Annotated in this window: 19 protein-coding genes and 2 tRNA genes; 16 read left to right on the forward strand and 5 right to left on the reverse strand. The window is 70.5% G+C overall.

The features are described from left to right. Positions 1-30 precede the first annotated feature (30 nt). From AB0M76_RS00725 to AB0M76_RS00735, 3 genes are all read right to left on the reverse strand, one after another. Positions 31-396 carry a PH domain-containing protein gene (locus tag AB0M76_RS00725; RefSeq protein ID WP_365950845.1) on the reverse strand — a complete coding sequence of 122 codons (366 nt, stop codon included), beginning with the start codon at positions 394-396 and terminating at the stop codon, positions 31-33. Between the two features lie 887 nt (positions 397-1,283). Next, positions 1,284-1,895, reverse strand: coding sequence for a GNAT family N-acetyltransferase (locus AB0M76_RS00730; RefSeq protein WP_365950846.1), 612 nt, complete (start codon positions 1,893-1,895; stop codon positions 1,284-1,286). Further along, the gene (locus AB0M76_RS00735) at positions 1,892-2,665 is read right to left on the reverse strand and encodes a GntR family transcriptional regulator (RefSeq protein WP_365950847.1); all 774 of its coding nucleotides are present in this window, start codon (positions 2,663-2,665) and stop codon (positions 1,892-1,894) included. Before AB0M76_RS00735 ends, AB0M76_RS00730 begins: the two co-directional genes overlap by 4 nt. A 556-nt stretch (positions 2,666-3,221) precedes the next feature. On the opposite strand from AB0M76_RS00735, the gene AB0M76_RS00740 reads away from it, so the two are divergent. From AB0M76_RS00740 to AB0M76_RS00805, 14 genes are all read left to right on the forward strand, one after another. Beyond that, positions 3,222-3,491, forward strand: a complete 270-nt coding sequence (locus AB0M76_RS00740; protein ID WP_365950848.1) for a DUF6284 family protein — start codon at positions 3,222-3,224, stop codon at positions 3,489-3,491. Beyond that, the gene (locus AB0M76_RS00745; protein ID WP_365950849.1) at positions 3,488-3,814 is read left to right on the forward strand and encodes a DUF6303 family protein; all 327 of its coding nucleotides are present in this window, start codon (positions 3,488-3,490) and stop codon (positions 3,812-3,814) included. The genes AB0M76_RS00740 and AB0M76_RS00745 overlap by 4 nt, the downstream gene beginning before the upstream one ends. Further along, positions 3,811-3,966 carry a hypothetical protein gene (locus AB0M76_RS00750; RefSeq protein ID WP_365950850.1) on the forward strand — a complete coding sequence of 52 codons (156 nt, stop codon included), beginning with the start codon at positions 3,811-3,813 and terminating at the stop codon, positions 3,964-3,966. The genes AB0M76_RS00745 and AB0M76_RS00750 overlap by 4 nt, the downstream gene beginning before the upstream one ends. Then, positions 3,963-4,805, forward strand: a complete 843-nt coding sequence (locus AB0M76_RS00755; RefSeq protein WP_365950851.1) for a DUF2637 domain-containing protein — start codon at positions 3,963-3,965, stop codon at positions 4,803-4,805. Before AB0M76_RS00750 ends, AB0M76_RS00755 begins: the two co-directional genes overlap by 4 nt. Next, a complete protein-coding gene (locus AB0M76_RS00760) occupies positions 4,802-5,173 on the forward strand; it encodes an RRQRL motif-containing zinc-binding protein (RefSeq protein ID WP_365950852.1) in 372 nt (123 codons plus the stop codon). Before AB0M76_RS00755 ends, AB0M76_RS00760 begins: the two co-directional genes overlap by 4 nt. A 6-nt stretch (positions 5,174-5,179) precedes the next feature. Beyond that, positions 5,180-5,563, forward strand: coding sequence for a DUF6251 family protein (locus AB0M76_RS00765; RefSeq protein ID WP_365950853.1), 384 nt, complete (start codon positions 5,180-5,182; stop codon positions 5,561-5,563). A 35-nt stretch (positions 5,564-5,598) separates the two neighbouring features. Then, entirely contained in the window at positions 5,599-5,766 is a 168-nt protein-coding gene (locus AB0M76_RS00770) for a hypothetical protein (RefSeq protein WP_365950854.1), read from the forward strand. 270 nt (positions 5,767-6,036) lie between these two features. Next, entirely contained in the window at positions 6,037-6,270 is a 234-nt protein-coding gene (locus AB0M76_RS00775; protein ID WP_365950855.1) for a DUF6257 family protein, read from the forward strand. Positions 6,271-6,356: 86 nt separating this feature from the next. Further along, positions 6,357-8,474 carry an ATP-binding protein gene (locus AB0M76_RS00780; protein WP_365950856.1) on the forward strand — a complete coding sequence of 706 codons (2,118 nt, stop codon included), beginning with the start codon at positions 6,357-6,359 and terminating at the stop codon, positions 8,472-8,474. Between the two features lie 294 nt (positions 8,475-8,768). Beyond that, entirely contained in the window at positions 8,769-9,494 is a 726-nt protein-coding gene (locus AB0M76_RS00785) for a DNA methylase (protein ID WP_365950857.1), read from the forward strand. After that, positions 9,491-10,417, forward strand: coding sequence for a bifunctional DNA primase/polymerase (locus AB0M76_RS00790; protein ID WP_365950858.1), 927 nt, complete (start codon positions 9,491-9,493; stop codon positions 10,415-10,417). Before AB0M76_RS00785 ends, AB0M76_RS00790 begins: the two co-directional genes overlap by 4 nt. A gap of 194 nt (positions 10,418-10,611) precedes the next feature. Beyond that, positions 10,612-11,772 carry a DUF3631 domain-containing protein gene (locus AB0M76_RS00795; protein WP_365950859.1) on the forward strand — a complete coding sequence of 387 codons (1,161 nt, stop codon included), beginning with the start codon at positions 10,612-10,614 and terminating at the stop codon, positions 11,770-11,772. 193 nt (positions 11,773-11,965) lie between these two features. After that, positions 11,966-12,163, forward strand: a complete 198-nt coding sequence (locus AB0M76_RS00800; RefSeq protein ID WP_031156236.1) for a helix-turn-helix domain-containing protein — start codon at positions 11,966-11,968, stop codon at positions 12,161-12,163. Beyond that, a complete protein-coding gene (locus AB0M76_RS00805; protein ID WP_365950860.1) occupies positions 12,163-13,446 on the forward strand; it encodes a tyrosine-type recombinase/integrase in 1,284 nt (427 codons plus the stop codon). Before AB0M76_RS00800 ends, AB0M76_RS00805 begins: the two co-directional genes overlap by 1 nt. Positions 13,447-13,526: 80 nt before the next feature. Here the strand turns inward: AB0M76_RS00805 and AB0M76_RS00810 are convergent. Beyond that, positions 13,527-13,599 (reverse strand) — tRNA-Arg (locus AB0M76_RS00810). 267 nt (positions 13,600-13,866) lie between these two features. Further along, a tRNA-Ser gene (locus tag AB0M76_RS00815) sits at positions 13,867-13,957 on the reverse strand. 228 nt (positions 13,958-14,185) lie between these two features. Between AB0M76_RS00815 and AB0M76_RS00820 the strand changes: the two genes are divergently transcribed. Together AB0M76_RS00820 and AB0M76_RS00825 are read left to right on the forward strand one after the other, a co-directional pair. Continuing rightward, positions 14,186-14,626 (forward strand): SSI family serine proteinase inhibitor, encoded by a 441-nt coding sequence (locus AB0M76_RS00820; RefSeq protein ID WP_365950861.1) that lies wholly within the window; start codon positions 14,186-14,188, stop codon positions 14,624-14,626. 119 nt (positions 14,627-14,745) lie between these two features. Then, positions 14,746-18,225: a PAS domain-containing protein gene (locus AB0M76_RS00825; RefSeq protein WP_365950862.1), complete on the forward strand. Its 3,480-nt coding sequence runs from the start codon at positions 14,746-14,748 to the stop codon at positions 18,223-18,225. Positions 18,226-18,229: the final 4 nt, after the last annotated feature.

Genomic DNA, 18,229 nt, shown 5'->3' on the forward strand with positions numbered 1-18,229 from the left:
GCGGCGGGGCGGGGCGAGGCGCGGCGGGGGCTACCGTGCGACGAACTGCGTCAGGATCGCCTGCACCTCGTAGATGTCCACACCCTTGGTGAACCTCTTCACGATCGGCGCCGCGCTGCCGGAGAGCCAGATCTTGAGCTCGGCGTCGAGGTCGAAGTGGCCGGCGGTCTCCACGGAGAAGTGCGTGATGCTCCGGTACGGGATGGAGTGGTACTCCACCTTCTTTCCGGTGAGCCCCTGCTTGTCCACGAGCACGAGCCGCCGGTCGGTGAACAGGATCGTGTCCCGGATCAACAGGTACGCGGCGTGCACCTGCTCCCCCTGCCCGAGCAGCCGCGCGTAGTCCCGCTGCGCCGACGTCGGATCGACCGTGTGCGCGTTCCCGAACAGCCCCATGGGAGTCCCCCTCTTCCGGTTCCGAACCCTTCCGAACCTCTCCGAGGACCGTATCCAGGCCCCGCCCGCCGGTCGTCCCCCGCGGGACCGATGCCCGCCCCGGAGAACCCCCGGGTCCCCCTCCCCACCAAGGAGGACCCCCGCACCTGACACCGGACAACGCAAGAGGCCCCCCGGCGAACCGGGGGGCCTCTTGGGCTGTGCACTCGGCAGGATTCGAACCTGCAACCTTCTGATCCGTAGGCGGGTGCCGCTCGTGCACGCACTCGCACTGCCCTCGCCAGACGTAACGTCCGGCTGGTCATCAAGGTTGCGCGGCGTCCGTGGATGTCCGCCGGTGTGCGCCAACGTTGATGTCAGCGGCTGATGTCACACAGGCACAGTGAGATCTCAAGGACACCTGGCACTTAGTCCTGATAGGGGCTCCGCCGACCTTGCCCAGAACTCCGCTGGGAAAGGATCACCGGGGCGAGGGCCAACACTGTAGCCCCGGTTGCAATCGGGGCGGTCAGGGAGGGAAAGAGCGCGGTTAGCCCTGTAGACGCTCCCACGAGGCAGACCAGAAGGGCGAAGCGCCATCGCCTGGGTTTTGCATCCACGGCCGGGAGCCCAAAGGGCCAAGCCTTCCGACTTGAACCCTCGGAGGGGATCGTTACCGTCATTACTGACCTTTCTCTATGTCGAGAACAGGGTCAGGGCGGCTCCCGCTGCAACGGGGGCCGCCTTTGCGACCTCGCCGCCCATCGGAACCAGGGTGGCAGTAGGCCAGGCAGTAGCCAAGGTTCTTATCCACAGATTAAATGGGCACTGACCTGCACTTTGTGGATAACTCTCGTGGAGCATGGCGCTCTTCGCCTGGCTACTGTCCGGTATCGCGGGGACGGACGTCAGGACTGCCAGCTTTCATCGGTACCGCCAGCGGCCTGATGCCATGCCGCTGGACTCGGTGCCGGCACGGGGGTCTTGTCCTCGAGGCCATGGCTCGTGTCGAGCCTCGCCGGCCGCTGAGCCAGCCAACCCGATACGCGCGGCCCGCCATTGACCGCCCCACCCTCCGTGACAGTGCGGACGTACTCAAAGCCGTGGCTCAGGTAGTAGCGCTGGAGCGCCGCGTTCGTCGTCCACGCGTCGAGGCGGAGCCAGGAGGCGCCGGAACGATACGCCCGGTCGCCGGCCCAGTCGAGAAGCCGCCCGCCAAGGTCGACTCCCGCGTGCGTCCGGGCGACCGTCAGCTTATTCACGAACATTGAGGGCTCGGCGAGTTCTTCGCCTGACCACAATCCGGCCTCAGCATCCGGCGTCAACGTGATCGTCGCAGCAGTGACGCCCCCGTCCCGGACCATGAAGACCGTCCCGGCCTCAATGGTGGCCAGCAGTCGATCCGCCGGGTACGGACGGCGCCACTGGTCAGAGCCAAGCTTGGCCAGCCAAGCCGACGCCTCCTCGCGGAAGGCAAGCAGCTTGGCCACGTCGTCGGCCGTCGCACTCTCGATGATCACTCCGGCTCACCCTCGGGTCGCGCTGACAGGTCACCGATCTCGTAATTCATCCGGTTGAGGTCGCCCCGGAAGGTAGTGATCGTGCAGCGGATGGGGCGTTCGTCCGAGTAACCCGTACGAGTCCAGAGCAGCACAGGAACGCCAGCCCCTATGTCCAGGAGGCGGGCTTCATCGGGTGTCGGCATCCGAGTTGCAATCTCGTCGAAGTACCCGATCTGCTCGATGCCAGCGGCTGCGAGATATCGCGTCGTCCCCTCTGCGATGTCCCCCGGCTCGGCGAGTCGCGGCGCCTCCTTGGCGAGCCAATCGGGGTAGTACGTCGCCTGCGTCGACCACGGCACGTCATCCACAAAGCGGTGACAGAACCGGAGAACCGTGGTTGAGCCGTCGTTCACCTTGAGCCGCTCGGCAACGTAGCGGCTCGCTGGCTTCATCTCCACCCGGAACGTTTGACTCGGTCGCCGTCCGGCGTTGGTGACGTCGGTGTTGTAGGCGTCGCCATTCTGCTCGAAGGTCAGGTTCTCGAAGCGCGACGCGTTCAATTTGAACACCTCATGCTTGCGGACTTCGTAGCCGAGCCCCTGACTGGACGAGATCAGCCCCTCGCTGACCAGCTGATTCAACCCCGACCGCACGGTGTTCCGCGACGCGTCGAATCGGACCGAGAGTTCGCTTTCTGACGGCAGGCGAGATCCCGGCGGGTAGACGCCACTGTCGATCTCCCGACGGAGCGCGTCGGCGACCTGCCGGTACTTCGGCTGCTTGTTCATCTGCCCATCATGACGCACTCGCTCAACTTGTTGGTACATGTGGGCCCCAATCCCTTGACGTCTGACTGTCCGTGGGTGCAACATCACTGCATCAGCTTGTACCAACAAGTTGAGCAAGCAGAGCAGCAGGATCAAGTGTGCCTGAACTGCGCTGCTGCACACCACGCGGCTCGCAAGGGCCGTGTGCGCGTACGACCAGGAGCCCCGCAGTGGACGGGGGGAGGGCACCGGACAGTCGTCTGCCGAGAGGCGGTCGATCCCTTGTCAGTCCGGATGGCAGACCGAGAGGTCAGGTCTCTGCCTACAACGGGGCCCTAGCGAGCTGTTCCTTGAACCGGCAGCCGCGTCCCCGAAAGAGACACCACAGTTCCGCACTCGCCGCAGTTCGCTGCGGCCGGTTGCCTCCTCCGCCCGTGCAGCGCTTCAGCGCCGTACGGGCGGGGTCGCAGGGAGCCGAGCACGTACCGCTCCACCCCCAAACGAAGTGCAGCCCCCGGCGCGGTAACGCCGGGGGCTGCTGTTCGGGCCCCGTTCCTCTCTCGAAGGAGCAAGACCCATGAAGTCCATCGCTGCACTTCAGAACCTCGTTACTCCGTGGTCCGACGGCCTGGAGCCGTCGGACGCGGAGCTGGACGCGATCGAGCAGGAGTTGCCGCTGATCCTGGCGGAACGCGACCTGCTCGACGCGCAGATCATGACGCTGGACCGGACCCCGACCGAGGTCGACGCCCGCCGGATCCGCCGGGCCCGCAACCGGGTCCTGGCGGCCCGGCGGGACCTGGCCAACCACACCGCCGGATCGACGGTCTCGGGGGATGCGGCATGAGCAAGCAGATCTTCGGAGCGCAGTTGTCCCTGCGCTGCTGCGGCACCACCGCCCCGGAGCGGACGGCCGGCCCGTGCTGGCAGTTGTACGTGGCCATGACCGGTCTGGTCAGCGAGTGGCCCACCTTCACGTGGCCGGCATCCACCGTGATCCCGACCCTCTACCAGCGTCAGGCGGCTCTGGCGTACCTCGGGTTCGTTCTCGCCGAGGGCGCCGAGTGGGAGTGGACGGAGGACACCGGCCCGGACTACCACCCGCACCCGGTACGGGTGCTCCTCCTGGGCGCGGTGAAGGTCCGGCCGCTGGAAAACGGTGCGGTATGAGGATCCTGCGGAAGCTCTTCAGGCTGCCTCGACCCGCCTCGCCGCCCGCGCCGCCACCGGTCGCCCCGCCCGCCGAGTACGAGGTGGACGACTGGATGGGCGAGTCCTGGATCTGGGAGCCGGGCGACCTCGACGAGGAGGCCGACCGGTGAACCGCACAGCCAAGAGGCTCCTCGTCGTTGCCCTGGTGGTCGTGGTCGGTATGGCGTTCCGGGTCTCCTGGAACGCGCTGCGGGACGTGGCTCGGGCGATCGGCGCGGACGGCACAGCGGCGACGCTGTACCCGTTCGTGGTCGATGGACTGATGGCTCTCGCCCTCGTCGCCGCCCTCGTGCTGACTGGCGATGCCCGCCGGTTCGCGCTGCGGGTGCTCGCCGGATACACGCTCGCTTCGCTGGTCCTGAACTACGTCCATGGCCTGCTGCCGGAGCTGCACAGCGAGTCGATCGGTTGGACTCGACTGGCCTCGGGCGACTGGGCGAACTGGGCGCTGGTGCTGCTGGCGACGTCGCTTCCGGTCGGGTCGATCTACTTCGGCTCCGACCTCGTTGCCAAGGTCCTCCACCACCGACCGGCGATCGAGCCGGACGTGCAGGAATCGGCTCAGATCATCTCAAAAGGGTCTATGTCTGACCAGGGGGGACCGCTGGTCGAGGAGACGGCCCCGGGGGCGGAGGTGGACTCTTCCCCTGACCCGGTGGTCGAGCCGATCGCGGCCCGTCCGCAGCTCTCTATGGCGGCCGAGTCGACGCGTCCTCGTCGGGCGACCGGTCGGGTCCCGGCTGCTGCTCGATCGACCCGACCGGTCCGCACAGACATCGAGTTGCTGGACGAGGCGCGGAGCCTGACGGAGACGTGGCCGGTCGAGAAGCTGACCGGTGAGGGGATCCGAAAGGCGCTGCGGACGTCCCCGGCCAAGGCCCGGGTCGTGCGGGAGACGTTGAAGGCCGAGCGCGAGCGTGACGCGGCTGCCGTGGTGGTGGCCGGATGAGTCTGAGGTTCGCCGACTGCTTCGACCCGACGGGAAGTGTCCACGGCCTGCCCACCTTCCCGTGGCGCCTGGCCCCGGAAGGACTGGCCACCCGCCGCCAGTTACGGGCCCTGGGCCTGCGGCCCGGTGGCCAGGACATCGCCGGCCAGATACTGCGCCCCCGCTACCGGCGCGATCCGCTGACCGCGTTCCTGTACCGCGTCGACCGGGCCCTGCCGGTCCGGCCGATGACCGAGGCCAAGGCCGCCGCTCTCGCCAAGGCCAACACGGCCCGCCGCACCTGCCCCGAATGCCGGACCGATGCCGGATACGTCATCCCGGTCTCGCTCGGCATGTGCGTCCCCTGCGCCTATCCCGAAGCCTCCTGACGGGAGATGACCGTGAACCACCTGCCCGAACCCGTCCTACCGTCCGTCGTGCAACTCCCGGACGGGACCCACGTCTACGCCGAAAACCTGCCCGCCACGTACGCCGGGCCGCAGGTCGTCCACCAGCACATCCACCAGGCACCGCCCGACCGCACCGTCCAGCGCATCGCGCTCGGTTCTGGGGTCGGTGCCGGCGCGGTCGCGGCCGGCGTGTACTTCGGCCCGCTCCTGGTAGCGGCCCTGACGGCGATCGCCGCGAACTTCGCGTTTCTGGCCTTCCTCGCCCTGATGCTCGGCTGGGGCGTCCACACCGTCGTGAAGTCGGTCGGCAGCCCCGAGGGCGCTGCGGCCGTGAAGAACGTGCGCAAGGCCCGCCGCCGTCGCGGCTGACCCCTTCCCCTCACTCCGTTCTGAGGAGTTCTCGCATGCTCACGACCGTCAGCCGCTACCTGCTCATCACCCTGGTCGGCCTCGCCCTGGGAATGGCCCTGCTGTGGGTGCAGCGCACCTGCGGCCGCCACATCGGTTGGACCGCCTTCCTGACCGTCGAGACCGCACTCGCCATCCGGATCCTGCTTTCGCGCCGTCGCTGACGGCTGCCCGATCCGCCCGACGACGTGCGGGCGGTGAGGGGAGCCGGGACAGACCCGCGCCCACCCGAGAGGACATATCCAGATGACCAAGCACGGCTGGGCCAACTGCCCGAACTGCCGCGTCTCCATCGTCCGCTACCCGACCAACCGCACGTGCCCGAAGTGCGGTTTCGTCCTGCGCCCCGGCCGCTGACAGCTGCCCGATCCACCCGCCCCAGGGCGGGTGGTGAGGGGAGCCGGACAGCCCGGCCCCGCGGAAGGAGTCCAGTGATGGCGAAGGACCCGAAGTTCACCGCTGGTGAGGTGGCCAAGATTGCGTGGCTGACTGCCCGGATGGCCAAGCGCGGTATCGCCAGTCAGACCGTTCACCTCGGCGACCTGGAACGCAAGGTCGATCGGATCATCGACGGCGCCCGCGAACGCGAAGCGCAGCAGGCCGCCGACGCGGCGGAGGCCGAGAAGGCTGCCCGCAAGGCAAGGGCCAAGAACCTCAAGACGAAGTAGCTGTGCCCCGGGGCGGCCGTCCCGGCCAAGGAATCAGGCCGCCCCGGGTCTGCACCCTGCCCGTTCACACAGACAGGACGTCCAGCATGACCGACAACGTCGTCCCCCTCTTCAAAGACCCCCAGACCGGCATCTACACCGACCCCCACGCCGCACCGGCCACACCGGCCGTGCCGGACGTCGTACGTCCGGCCCGGGTGTGGAAGCGCACCGGACGTGCCATGCGCACGGCGGTCACCGACGAGCGAACCCGTACCGCTGTGCGGCTGGTGGCCCGGCACGGCCTGTACGTGGCCGGCGGAACCAGGATCGTCGCCAAACGCACGTGGGACGGGCGGACCGCCTCCCGCTACGAACGCATGCTGCGGGCTGCCGAGGCGGCCAGCCAGTTCGAGGAGGCCAAGGAATGGGAAGACCGCCTCTCCCGCTTCAAAGCCGCCCGCCACCACCGGCGCATGGATCTGCTCAAGGCCCCGCAGGACATGGTCAAGAGCGCCCTGTACGGGACCGGCCTGACGGTGGGCGGACTGCTCGCGCTGGGGATCGTGCTGGCCATAGCCAACAAGGACATCACCGACGTGATCGCCCCGATCAGCGTGGCGATCGAGGCGATCCGCTGGATCGTCTACGTCGCCACCGTCGTGTGGGGCCCGGCCGTCACGGTCGGCCCGTGGCTGGCCTTACTCGCCCTGTGGCAGGTGGGCCGACAGCGGCAGACCGCCCCCCAGTGGGCGATGCCGCCGAACCAGCGCGACGACGCGGGCGCCCCGATCACCCCGTCGATCGTGGTCACGGCCCTGCGTGACCTGGGCATCGCGCCCCTGCGGAAGGCCATCAAGGAGATGGGGGACGCCGGCGCCGCAATGCTCGGCCCGATCCGGATCGCCGGATGCGGCGTGGAAGTCGACGTCACCCTCCCCTCCGGCGTGTCGACCGCCGAGGTGCAGGGGCGGCGCCGAAAGCTCGCCGAGAACCTCGCCCGCCACGAACACGAAGTGTTCATCACCCTCCCCACCGCCGCCCGCACGGTACGACTGTGGATCGCCGATTCCGGCGCGCTCGACGAGCCGATCGGCCCGTCCCCGCTGGTCACCGACGAGACGATGACCGCGAACTACCGCACGGGCAAGGCCCCGTGGGGCCAGGACCTGCGCGGCGACGCAGCGCTGATCAGCCTGTATCAGCGGATGCTGCTGATCACGGGCCTGTCCAACCAGGGCAAGACCGCTGCTCTGCGTGCTCTGGCCCTGTGGCTGGCTCTGGACCGCACGGTTGAGTTCCGGATCGCCGACCTCAAGGGCGTGGGTGACTGGGCCATGTTCGACGGCCTGGCCACCACCCTGATCCAGGGGCCGACCGACGACCACGTCATCGAGGCGACCGAGATGGTCGAAGGCCTGGTCGCGGAGATGGAACGCCGCATCCAGGCCCCGCCCGGCACGGTCTTCCCGCCGCTGGTCGGCATCGTGGACGAAGCGCAGGTCGCGTTCATGTGCCCGGCCGTCGGCGCCGACAAGCGGCCCTACGGCGGGTCCAAGGCCACCTCCCGGTATTTCATGGCCGCGCGCAAGATTCACAACCAGGGCCGGGCCGTGGACGTGCTCCTGTGGGAGGGCACGCAGGACCCGACCGACCAGAACCTGCCCAAGCTGGTCCGCGAGGGCGCTCACACCCGGGTCTCCCTCGCGCTCGGCACCGAGTCGCAGGCTCGCATGGCTCTGGGTGACAAGGCCGTGGACGGCGGCGCTGCCCCGCACCTGCTCCGCCAGGGCCTCGACAAGGGCACTGTCGTCGTCGCCTCCGACGGCATCACCATCCCGGCCGGGCAGGCCTCCATCACGGTCCGCACGCACTACATCGACACGGACACCGCCGCCGTGATCGCGGAGCGGGCGAAGGCCCTGCGCGACGGGGTCACCACTGCGCACGCCATCGACCACGGGCCGGCCGTCGACCCGCTCGAGGACATTCTGTCCGTGCTCGGCGACGCACCGCGCGTCCTCACGCAGGACGTTCTCAAGCGGCTGGCCACCCTGAACGAGGACGCCTACGGCGGTTGGTCGTTCATCGACCTCAAGCGCGTCCTGGACGGCACCGGCGCCGAACCGTACAAGTCCGACGGCCGCATGGTCATCGGCCGCGACCGCATCGCCCGCGCCGTCACCAACCGCCCCGACGAAGGTTCCGCTTCCGCCGCCGAGTAGAGGGAGCCGCACCCCGCACGGTCAGGGAGGCAGGGAGAACTCCCTGAACCCCTCCCTGACCCACCTCCCTGGCCCTGACCTGCATAAATGATCTGTCAGGGAGGCAGGGAGGCTCCGCAGGTCAACGCCCCGAAACCCCCTCCACACGCACCCCAACAGGGGGTGCCCAAGCCTCCCTGCCCGACCTGCGGCAGGGATTCCGTATAACCCGTCCGACATGCCGAGAGCGGCCCCCACTCACGCCAATGACCGGGGCCGCTCTCATCCAGAACGCGTAGAACTGGAGAGACCAGCATGACCCACACGACCGACGTCCGGCGAGAGGGCCGACGGCCCGCCTTACTGGATCTGTTCTGGTGCGCAGGCGGCGCCGCGATGGGCTACCACCGCGCCGGGTTCGCCGTGACCGGCGTCGACATCCGCCCCCGTCCGAACTACCCGTTCGCCCTCCGGCAGGGCGACGCCCTCACCGTTCTCGCCGAACTGATCGCGTCCGGGGAGATCGCCGCGTACTCGTTCATCCATGGCTCCCCGCCCTGCCAGGACGGATGCGCCCTCACCATCGGCACCAACCGTGCCATGGGATGGGGCCGCGAACACGTCCAGCTCATCCCCGAACTGCGGGTGCTGCTCGACGCGACGGGCCTGCCGTACGTGATCGAGCAGCCCAACGGCAAAGCCCCCGTCCGCAAGGACATCAGCCTGTGCGGCGAGATGTTCGGCCTCGGGGTCCTGCGGCACCGGAACTTCGAACTCGGCGGCTGGAGCACCGCCAAGCCCAAGCACGTCCGCCACCGCGGCTACGTACGCGGCTGGCGCCACGGCGAATACCGTGACGGACCGTACGTCGCCGCATACGGCAAGGGCGGCGGCAAAGCCACCGTCCCCGAGATGTCGACGGCCATGGGCATTGACTGGACCGACGTCCACGAGGAGCTCACCGAGGCCATCCCGCCGGCCTACAGCCAGTGGATCGGCACCCAGTTCCTCACCCGCGCCCGCCTGGAGGCGGCGGCATGAGCGACCTGCCCAGCATCGACCTTCCGGGCTTGGACCTCCTCGCCCACGCCGTCGCGGCAGCCGAACGTGGCTGGCACGTCTTCCCGCTCCGCCCCCGCGACAAGCGACCCGCCGGCCACGCACAGGCCCGCTGCCCCGGCACCGGCCGGTGCGCAAACGGCCACCGCACCCCGGAACAGCGCGCAACCACCGACCCGGACCTGCTCACAGCCGCGTGGACCCACGCTCCGTACAACATCGGGATCGCGACCGGCCCGTCCGGGCTACTCGTCGTCGACCTCGACATGCTCAAGCCGACAGACGAAGAAGGAACGCCTGACGGCGTGACCACCTTTGAAGCGCTCTGCGAGCGCGCCGGACAGGCCGTCCCCACCACCTACCGCGTGCGGACCGCGCGCGGCGGGATGCACCTGTACTTCACCCAACCCGCCGGGGCCCGGCTCTGCAACACCGCTGGCCGTCTCGGCAAGCACATCGACACCCGGGGCTGGGGCGGATACGTCGTCGCCCCCGGCAGCAGCACCCCGGACGGCGCCTACACGGTGCTGGACAGCATCAGCCCCATCCCACTGCCCGGATGGCTCGCCGACCCGCTCACGGCCAGGCCCAAGCCCGTCAGGGACGTGCCGGCGCCGCTGACCGTGAAGGGGTCCCGGTACGCGAAAGCTGCCCTGGACAACGAAGTGCGGAACGTCGCCCATGCAGGAGACGGGACCCGCAACGACACACTGCTCAGGGCCGCGAGGGCTCTGGGGCGGTTCGTCGCGTCGGGCGACCTGACCCGCGTGGAGGTTGAGCAGGCTCTTAGTAGCGCGGTGGCGGGCAACGCCACCGAGTCGGAGCGCTACTACGACGACGTCATCGCCCGGGGTCTGGACTGGTCGATCGCCAACAACCCCGCCAGCGGCCGGAGGGCGGCATGAACGCCCGCCTCCCCGATGCCTCTAAGAGCCCTCTCGACCACCGAGCCGCCGAGGACGCTGAGCAACCGCAGCAGCAACCGGTGGTGGGCGCCCCGGAGGGCGTCGCCGAAGGCGTCTCTTCTGTTGTTCGCCCTGACCCGCGGCCGACCGACCCGTCCCGCACCCCGTCCGTTCCCGCCCGGAGGGAAACACCCATGCCCGAGCCCATCGACGGCGCCGCCCTGCTCGACGAGGTGGAAGCCTTCCACCGCCGGTTCAACGTCTTCCCCCGCGAAGCCGCCTACGTCGCCGTGGCCCTGTGGGACGCGCACGCGCACCTGCTCGACGCGTTCGACAGCACGCCGCGGCTTGCGTTCCTGTCCCCCGAACCGGGGTCCGGGAAGTCGCGGGCGCTGGAGCTGGTGGAGACCCTCGTGCCGCAGCCGATGGTGGCCGTCAACGCCAGCGCCGCCGCGCTGTTCCGGGCCGTCAGCGGCCCCGAGGGACGCCCCACGATCCTCTTCGACGAGATCGACACCGTCTTCGGCCCCAAAGCCGGGGACAACGAGGAACTGCGCGGATTCCTCAACGCAGGCCACCGACGCTCCGGCGTCACCTACCGGTGCGTCGGCGACGGCGGCAACCAGACCGTGCAGGCCTTCCCCTCCTACACCGCCGTCGCCGTCGCCGGACTCGGCTCCCTGCCGGACACGATCCTCACCCGCTCCGTCATCATCCGCATGCGCCGCCGGGCCCGGAACGAGCACGTGGAGCCCTTCCGCCAGCGGCTCCACGAGAAGGAAGGACACGCGCTCCGCGACCAACTCGCCGTATGGGCGGAGCAGGTACGCGGCAAGGTGCAGGGGGCTTGGCCCGAGATGCCCGAGGGCGTCACCGACCGGCCCGCCGACGTGTGGGAGCCCCTGATCGCCATCGCGGACGCGGCAGGCAGGGACTGGCCCAAGCGCGCCCGAGAAGCCTGCGTGCAGCTCGTCAGGGCGTCCCAGACCGACGACAAGGGCTCACTCGGCATCCGGCTCCTCACCGACCTGCGTGACCACGTCATGGTCGGTGTGGACCGGCTCCCCACCATCGCCGTCACCGACCGTCTCAACGCCCTGGACGACGCCCCGTGGGCCGATCTCCAGGGCAAGCCGCTCGACTCCCGCCGTCTGGCCCGGATGCTCGCCGACTACATGACGGCCGACAACGAGCCGATCACCTCCCGCAACATCCGTACAGCCGGCGGGGTCCTCAAGGGCTACTACAGCGCAGACCTGCACGACGCGTGGCAGCGCTACTGCCCGCCCCCGTCCGTAAGTCCGCTACATCCGCTCCTGCCGCTACAGCCCAGCTCAGAGGCCACGAACGCGTAGCGGACCACCCCCGATGTAGCGGCTACGCCGCTTCCCCCGCCCCAGTCACCGGGCGGGACCAGAACGCGACGTAGCCGCTACATCGGACCACCCCGCTACACAAAACATGCCGTTGACCTGCGATGTAGCGGCATAGCGGATGTAGCGGACTTCCCAGAGGGGCCCGAACGCCCCGCCCCACATGGAGGCCGCTTTGAGCTTCACGCTGCCCGCGACCCATGAGGCCATCACCGTGCCCGAGGCCATGAAGGCCCTTCGACTCAGCCGGAGCAAGCTCTACGACCTGCTGCGCTCGGGCGCCTTGCCCAGCTACACCGAGGGCCGCGCGCGGCGCATCCCCCTCGTCTCTCTCCAGACCTACATCCACAACAAGCTTGAGGAGGCTGCCTGATGGCCAAGAGGCGTGCCAACGGGGAAGGCACCATCACGAAGCGCAAGGACGGCCGCTACCAGGCGGCCGCCTACGTCTACCGGCCGGACGGCACTCGGGTCCGGAAGTTCGTCTACGGCAAGACCCGCGAGGAGGTGAGCGACAAGCTCATCGAGCTGCAAGACAAGACACGTCAGGGCATCCCGGCCGCGACGTCATCCATGGCCTTCGGGGAGTACCTGACTTACTGGCTCGCCGCCATCGCTCCGAACCGGCTCAAGCCCGCGACGCTCAGCAGCTACGAGGGGCTGTCGCGCCTCTATATCCGTCCCGCGCTCGGCACGAAGCGGCTCAACCGGCTGTCGCCCACCGACGTCCGCCGGTTCCTCGCCGACTTCAAGGCGGGGTGCCTCTGCTGCATGCGCGGAGCCGATGCCGCGCGCGCCAAGGAGGACCGAACCTGCTGCGCGGTGGGCCGGTGCTGCGCACGCCGGCCGTCAGCTCGCACGGTCCAGTACGTGCACGCCGTGCTCCGCTCGGCACTCCAGCAGGCAGTCCGTGAAGAACTCGTGGCGCGCAACGTCGCCCGGATCGTGGAGACACCCACCGTGAAGCGAGACGAAGTGCACCCCCTGGATGCGGCAGAAGTGCGGATGCTCTTGAAGACCGCCAGGCCTCACCGCCTGTACGCACTGTGGCTCCTGCTGATCTCGACCGGGCTGCGGCGCGGGGAGGTCCTGGGACTCACCTGGTCGGACGTCGACCTGGTGGGCGGACAGCTCAGGGTCCGGCGCAACCTCCAGCGAATCCGGCGAGAGCTGATCTTCGGCACCCCGAAGACGGCGCGCTCCATCCGTACCGTGTCTCTCCCCAAGCGGTGTGTGGACGCGCTGCTCGCCCACCAGAAGCAGCAGGAAACGGCCCGGAAGGTGGCTGGCGAGAAGTGGCAGCCGCTCGCCCACCAGCCGAGCGGGCTGATCTTCACGACGGCGACCGGCCGCGCCACCGACCCGCGCAGCCTGAATCGGATGCTCACGATCTTGTGCGCTAACGCGAAGGTCCGGCGGGTCCGTGTGCACGACCTGCGCCACACGTGCGCCTCACTGCTGCTCGCGCAGGGCGTGGATGCTCGCACGATCATGGAGACGCTCGGGCACAGCACGATCACCATGACGCTGGACACCTACGCGCACGTCATGCAGACGACCCTACGGGCCGCCGCCGACCGAATGGACGACGCGCTCGGCGTTGACGAATCCGGCGAAGAGGAGGGTGACGCTCGGGAGGAGTCCCCGGCTGCCTGATCGGTCCCGCTTCACACGTTGATGTCACCCGCTGATGTCAAAGGCCCCCTGGAGATTCTCCAGGGGGCCTTTGATCTGCGTGCACTCGGCAGGATTCGAACCTGCAACCTTCTGATCCGTAGTCAGATGCTCTATCCGTTAAGCTACGAGTGCTTGGGCTTCTCGGGGTTTTGCGCCCCGTTGGCCTTGCGAGAACAACAATACATGGACCTCGGCGGGACGCGAAATCCGTTAACCAAACCGCCTCTGACCTGCGAAAACGCTCCAGATGGAGATCATCCGGAAGGGTTCGCGCAGATGTCGGGGCGGGGTTGGGGGCGCCGACGGTCCTGGCCGGAAGCCGCCGACGCAAGCCCTCGGACACACCCAACCCGAACGCACCGAAGCCCCGGTCCATCAGGACCGGGGCTTCGGCAGGTGCGGAGGCGGAGGGATTTGAACCCTCGATGGGCTTTAAGACCCAAACCGCATTAGCAGTGCGGCGCCATAGACCGGACTAGGCGACGCCTCCAGCACACCCCCGCGTACGAGGGTGCGTGCAGATGATGACACAGCCACAGGGCCGCTCACCAATCCGCTCCCACGGTACAAGGACAGCCGCCACCAGAGCAAAGCCTTAAGCACCCGGCACGCGCCGCCCGCACGGATGCACGCATCCGTGCACCACCGCCCGCACGCAACGTCGGCGGCCGCACGTCGTTGGTGAGGCGTACGACGTACGGACGACCTGGAGTGCCCCATGCTGCGTCTCGCCGCCTTCGCCGTCACCTCCGCCCTGGCCGCCACGGCGGCCACGGCCGCCGGGGGGCCGCTGCCCCCGCTGCCGCCGCTGGGCCGGCTGCTCGCGGCGCCCGACCACCTCACCATCGCCGTGTCCGCCACCGGCAACCCCCGGGCGGACGGCGAGTACCTGCTCGAGTGCAACCCCGTCGGCGGGAACCACCCCGAGGCGGAGCGGGCCTGTGCCCGCCTCGACGGCCTCGCGAACCAGGGCAAAGACCCCTTCGCGCCTCAGGCCAAGCGGCAGATCTGCACCATGCAGGACGGCGGTCCGGCCACCGCGCACGTCACCGGAACATGGCAAGGCCACAGGGTGGACGCCGCGTTCCGGCGGACCAACGGATGCGAGATCGCCCGGTGGAACGACCTGGAACCTGTGCTTCCGGGTGGGCGCTCCTGACCTGGGCGGATGCGAAGGATGCACGGTATCCACCGAACATCCGCCACCTCAGGCCGGGGCCGTGCCCTTAGACTCCTCCCGTGACATGCCGGTAGTTGTGGTCAGGGAGGAAGCTCGTCGTGAGCAGCAGGCCATCCCGAGGCGCTGCTCGCCTCGCAGCAATACTCGATGCTCTTCCGGACGCGCTGTTGCTCGTCAACGCCAACGGCACGGTCGTCAACGCGAATTCGATCGCCCTCGAGGTCATGGAGAGTCCCGGCACCGGGCTCGTCGGCCGCGGCGTGCTGGACCTCCTCCCCGAGTTCGACTCCAAGCTGATCCCCGGCTCCATGCGCCGGCCCGGCGAGGACGAGGGCGGCCGGGCCAGGCCCAAGCGGATGGTCGCGCGCCGTACCGACGGCACCGAGTTCCCCGTCGAGGTCACCGCAGCCCACCTCGACGGCCGAGACGCCTACCGCGAGCCGCAGCCCTACACGGGTGACGAGCTGCTGATGCTCGTCGTACGCGACCTCTCCGAGACCGTGGACACCGAGGCCGAGCTGGCCCGCTCGCAGCGGCAGACCGAGATGATCCTGCGGGCCGCCGCCGAGGGCGTCGTCGGCACGGACACCGACGGGCGCGTCGTCCTCGTCAACCCTGCCGCCGCGCAGATCCTCGGGTACCGCGCCACCGATCTCGGCAACCGCGAGCTGCACGGGCTGATCCAGCACTCGCGCGCCGACGGCTCGCCGTTCCCCTTCGAGGAGTCCCCGCTCGCCGACACCCTGCGCAGCGGGCGCAAGCACCGGGTGCGCGGCCAGGTGCTGTGGAACAAGGCCGGGCAGCCGGTCTCCGTCGACCTGACGACCTCGCCCGTACGGGACGGGGAGCTGCTCGTCGGCGCCGTCATGACGTTCACGGACCGGCGGCCCTACGACGCCCTGGCCGCGCGGCACGCACAGCTGCTGGCGGTCCTCGGCGAGTCCCTGCGCGGGCCGCTGGAGGAGCTGCGCGGGGAGCTGGCCACGCTGGCCGCCGACGACGCGGGGCAGCTGTGGCCGGAGGCCAACCAGCTGCTGCACCACCTGGCCGCCGGGTACTCCCGGATGACCGCGCTGGTGGACAACGTGCTCGGCTTCCAGCGCCTCGACGCGGGCAACGAGAAGCTCAAGAAGAAGAAGGTCCTGATCGACGGGGTCGTCGCGGCCGGCATCGACGGCGCGGTCGAGCTGATCGGCCCGGGCCGCGTGCAGTTCGCCGTGCACGCCCCGACCATCGAGGCCGAGGTGGACGCCGAGCGGATCGCCGGCGCCCTCGCGCACCTGGTCGCGGACGTCGCCGGGGTCGACGCCACCGGCAAGACCCGCCAGGGCAGCGGGTACAGCGACTCGACGATCGTGGTGGCCGCCGCCCAGCGGGGCGAGGTCGTACGGATCGAGGTGCGCGGGCCGTACGAGGGCGGGAACCCGGTGCACGAGCCGATCGTGCGGGGCATCGTCACCGCGCACGGGGGCGTGCTGCAGACGGTGGAGGTGCCGGGCGCGCCCGGCGGTGCGTACGTGCTGGAGCTGCCGCTGGGCGCGGGAGCCGGCACGGTGACGCTGCCGGATCCGGAACCGGAACCCGCGAAGGAGCCGCCGGCCGAGGCCGCGGGCAAGGGCCCTGCCGGGCGGCGGGCCCGGCGCGGGGTGGACGCGTTCCTGGAGGACGCGGCCGACGAGGCGAAGCCGAACGGCGCCGCCGAGGGCGGGAGTGCGCTGGCACTGCCGTCCGGGCGACGGCGTGCGGGCGAGGCCGGTGCCGTCGACGCCGCGAGCCCCGAGCTCGCGCAGTCCCCGGTGAACCCGGCGGGTCTGGGCACCGGGCGGCGGCGCGGCCGGGACGGCGACGGAAGCGGAACCGGCGGCGAGGGCGTTCAGGGCGGCCCCGGCCGGCCCGTTCCCCCGCAGGGCACCGCCATGCCCGCGCTCCCGCCCGTGCCTCAGGTGTCTCCCGGCCCCGGTGTTCCCCCGATGCCGCTGGGCGCGCCGGTACCGCAGGGCTTGGCCTCGCCCGTGCCCCCGGGTTCGGCTTCGCCGGTGGCGCCCGTACCGCCGGTGCCTGCCGTGCCGCCGGTTCCGGTGACCGAGCATCCCGCCGCGCGCCGGCGGGCGCTGAGTCCCGCGGCCGCGCCGCAGCCCGGCGGTCCCGTCCCCGCGACGGGGCTCGGGCCGGCTCAGGCCGCCCCGCAGGCCCCCGCGCGGCCCATCGCCCCGGAGGGCGGCTTCGCGCTGCCCGCCGGACCGACCCCGCCGCCGGCTCCCGCGCCGGCTCAGGGCACGGTCCCGGCTCCGGCCGCCGCGCAGGCCCCCGCCATGGCCGGTCCGGCCCCGGCTCCCGGCGAGGCCGAGGGCGACGCCCCGGCCGGGCGGCGCGGGCGCCGGGTACTGGGCGCGCCCGGTGCCGGGCCCGCGGCCCCCGCCGCGCAGCCGGCCCCCGCCGCGGAGGAACCCGTGCCCCCGACCGGGCGGCGGCGTGCGCTGCCCGCCACTCCGGCCTGGCCGGTTCCGGCGGCCCGTACCGCTCCCGAGGACGACGCGGCCGCCGGCCAGGCTGCCGTGCCCGGCGCCCGGCAGCCTCAGGACTCCCCGGCGGGGGCCGCACAGCCGATCAGCGTGCGCGCCCTCGGCACCCTCGGCCAGGGCATCTCGGTCGACTCCGGAAGCACCAACGGCGCAGGCGGCACGAGCGGCTCCGGCCGCCGGCGCCGGCTCGGCGAGCCCGCGCCCCAGGGCCGGGCGTTCGCGATAGGAGCCCCCGAGGCGGGTGCCGACGAGGGCCCCGAGCCGCTGGACGGGCCCGGCGGCGCCGTCGAGGTCGTCAACCGGCCCGTACCGCTGCCGGTGGACGACGAGCTGCCTCCGGAGCCCCTGGACAATCCGCGCCGCCTCCTGGTGTGGCCTGCGCCCGATGTGCAGACCCAGCAGGCGCTCAGCGACCGCGGATACCGCCCGGTGATCGTGCACTCCCGCGAGGAGGTGGACGCACAGATCGCCGCGTTCCCCGCCGCCCTGTTCGTGGACCCGCTGACCGGGCCGATCACCCGTACCGCCCTGCAGTCTCTGCGCCAGGCCGCGGTGGCCGCGGAGGTGCCCGTACTGGTCACGGCCGGGCTGGGGCACGCCACGCGTGAGGCGGCGTACGGGGCCGACCCGGCCGTCCTCCTCAAGGCGCTCGCGCCGCGCGACAGCGAGCAGCACCCCTCCCGGGTGCTGCTGATCGAGGAGCACGACGAGATCGCGACCGCGCTGACGGCCGCCCTGGAACGGCGCGGCATGCAGGTCGCACGGGCGGGCGCGGACACCGACGCGGTGGAGCTGGCTACGCGGATGCGGCCCAACCTGGTGGTCATGGACCTGATGCAGGTCCGGCGCCGGCGGGCCGGGATCGTGGACTGGCTGCGTGCCAACGGGCAGCTCAACCGGACGCCGCTGGTCGTCTACACGGCCACGGGGATCGACCCGGCCGAACTGCCGCGGCTGGCCTCCGGGGAGAGCGTGCTCTTCCTCGCCGAGCGGTCCACCACGGCGGACGTCCAGGGCCGCATCGTGGACCTGCTGGCCAAGATCGGTACGAACTAGCCAT

Source organism: Streptomyces sp. NPDC051364 (assembly GCF_040682115.1).
Lineage (GTDB): Bacteria > Actinomycetota > Actinomycetes > Streptomycetales > Streptomycetaceae > Streptomyces.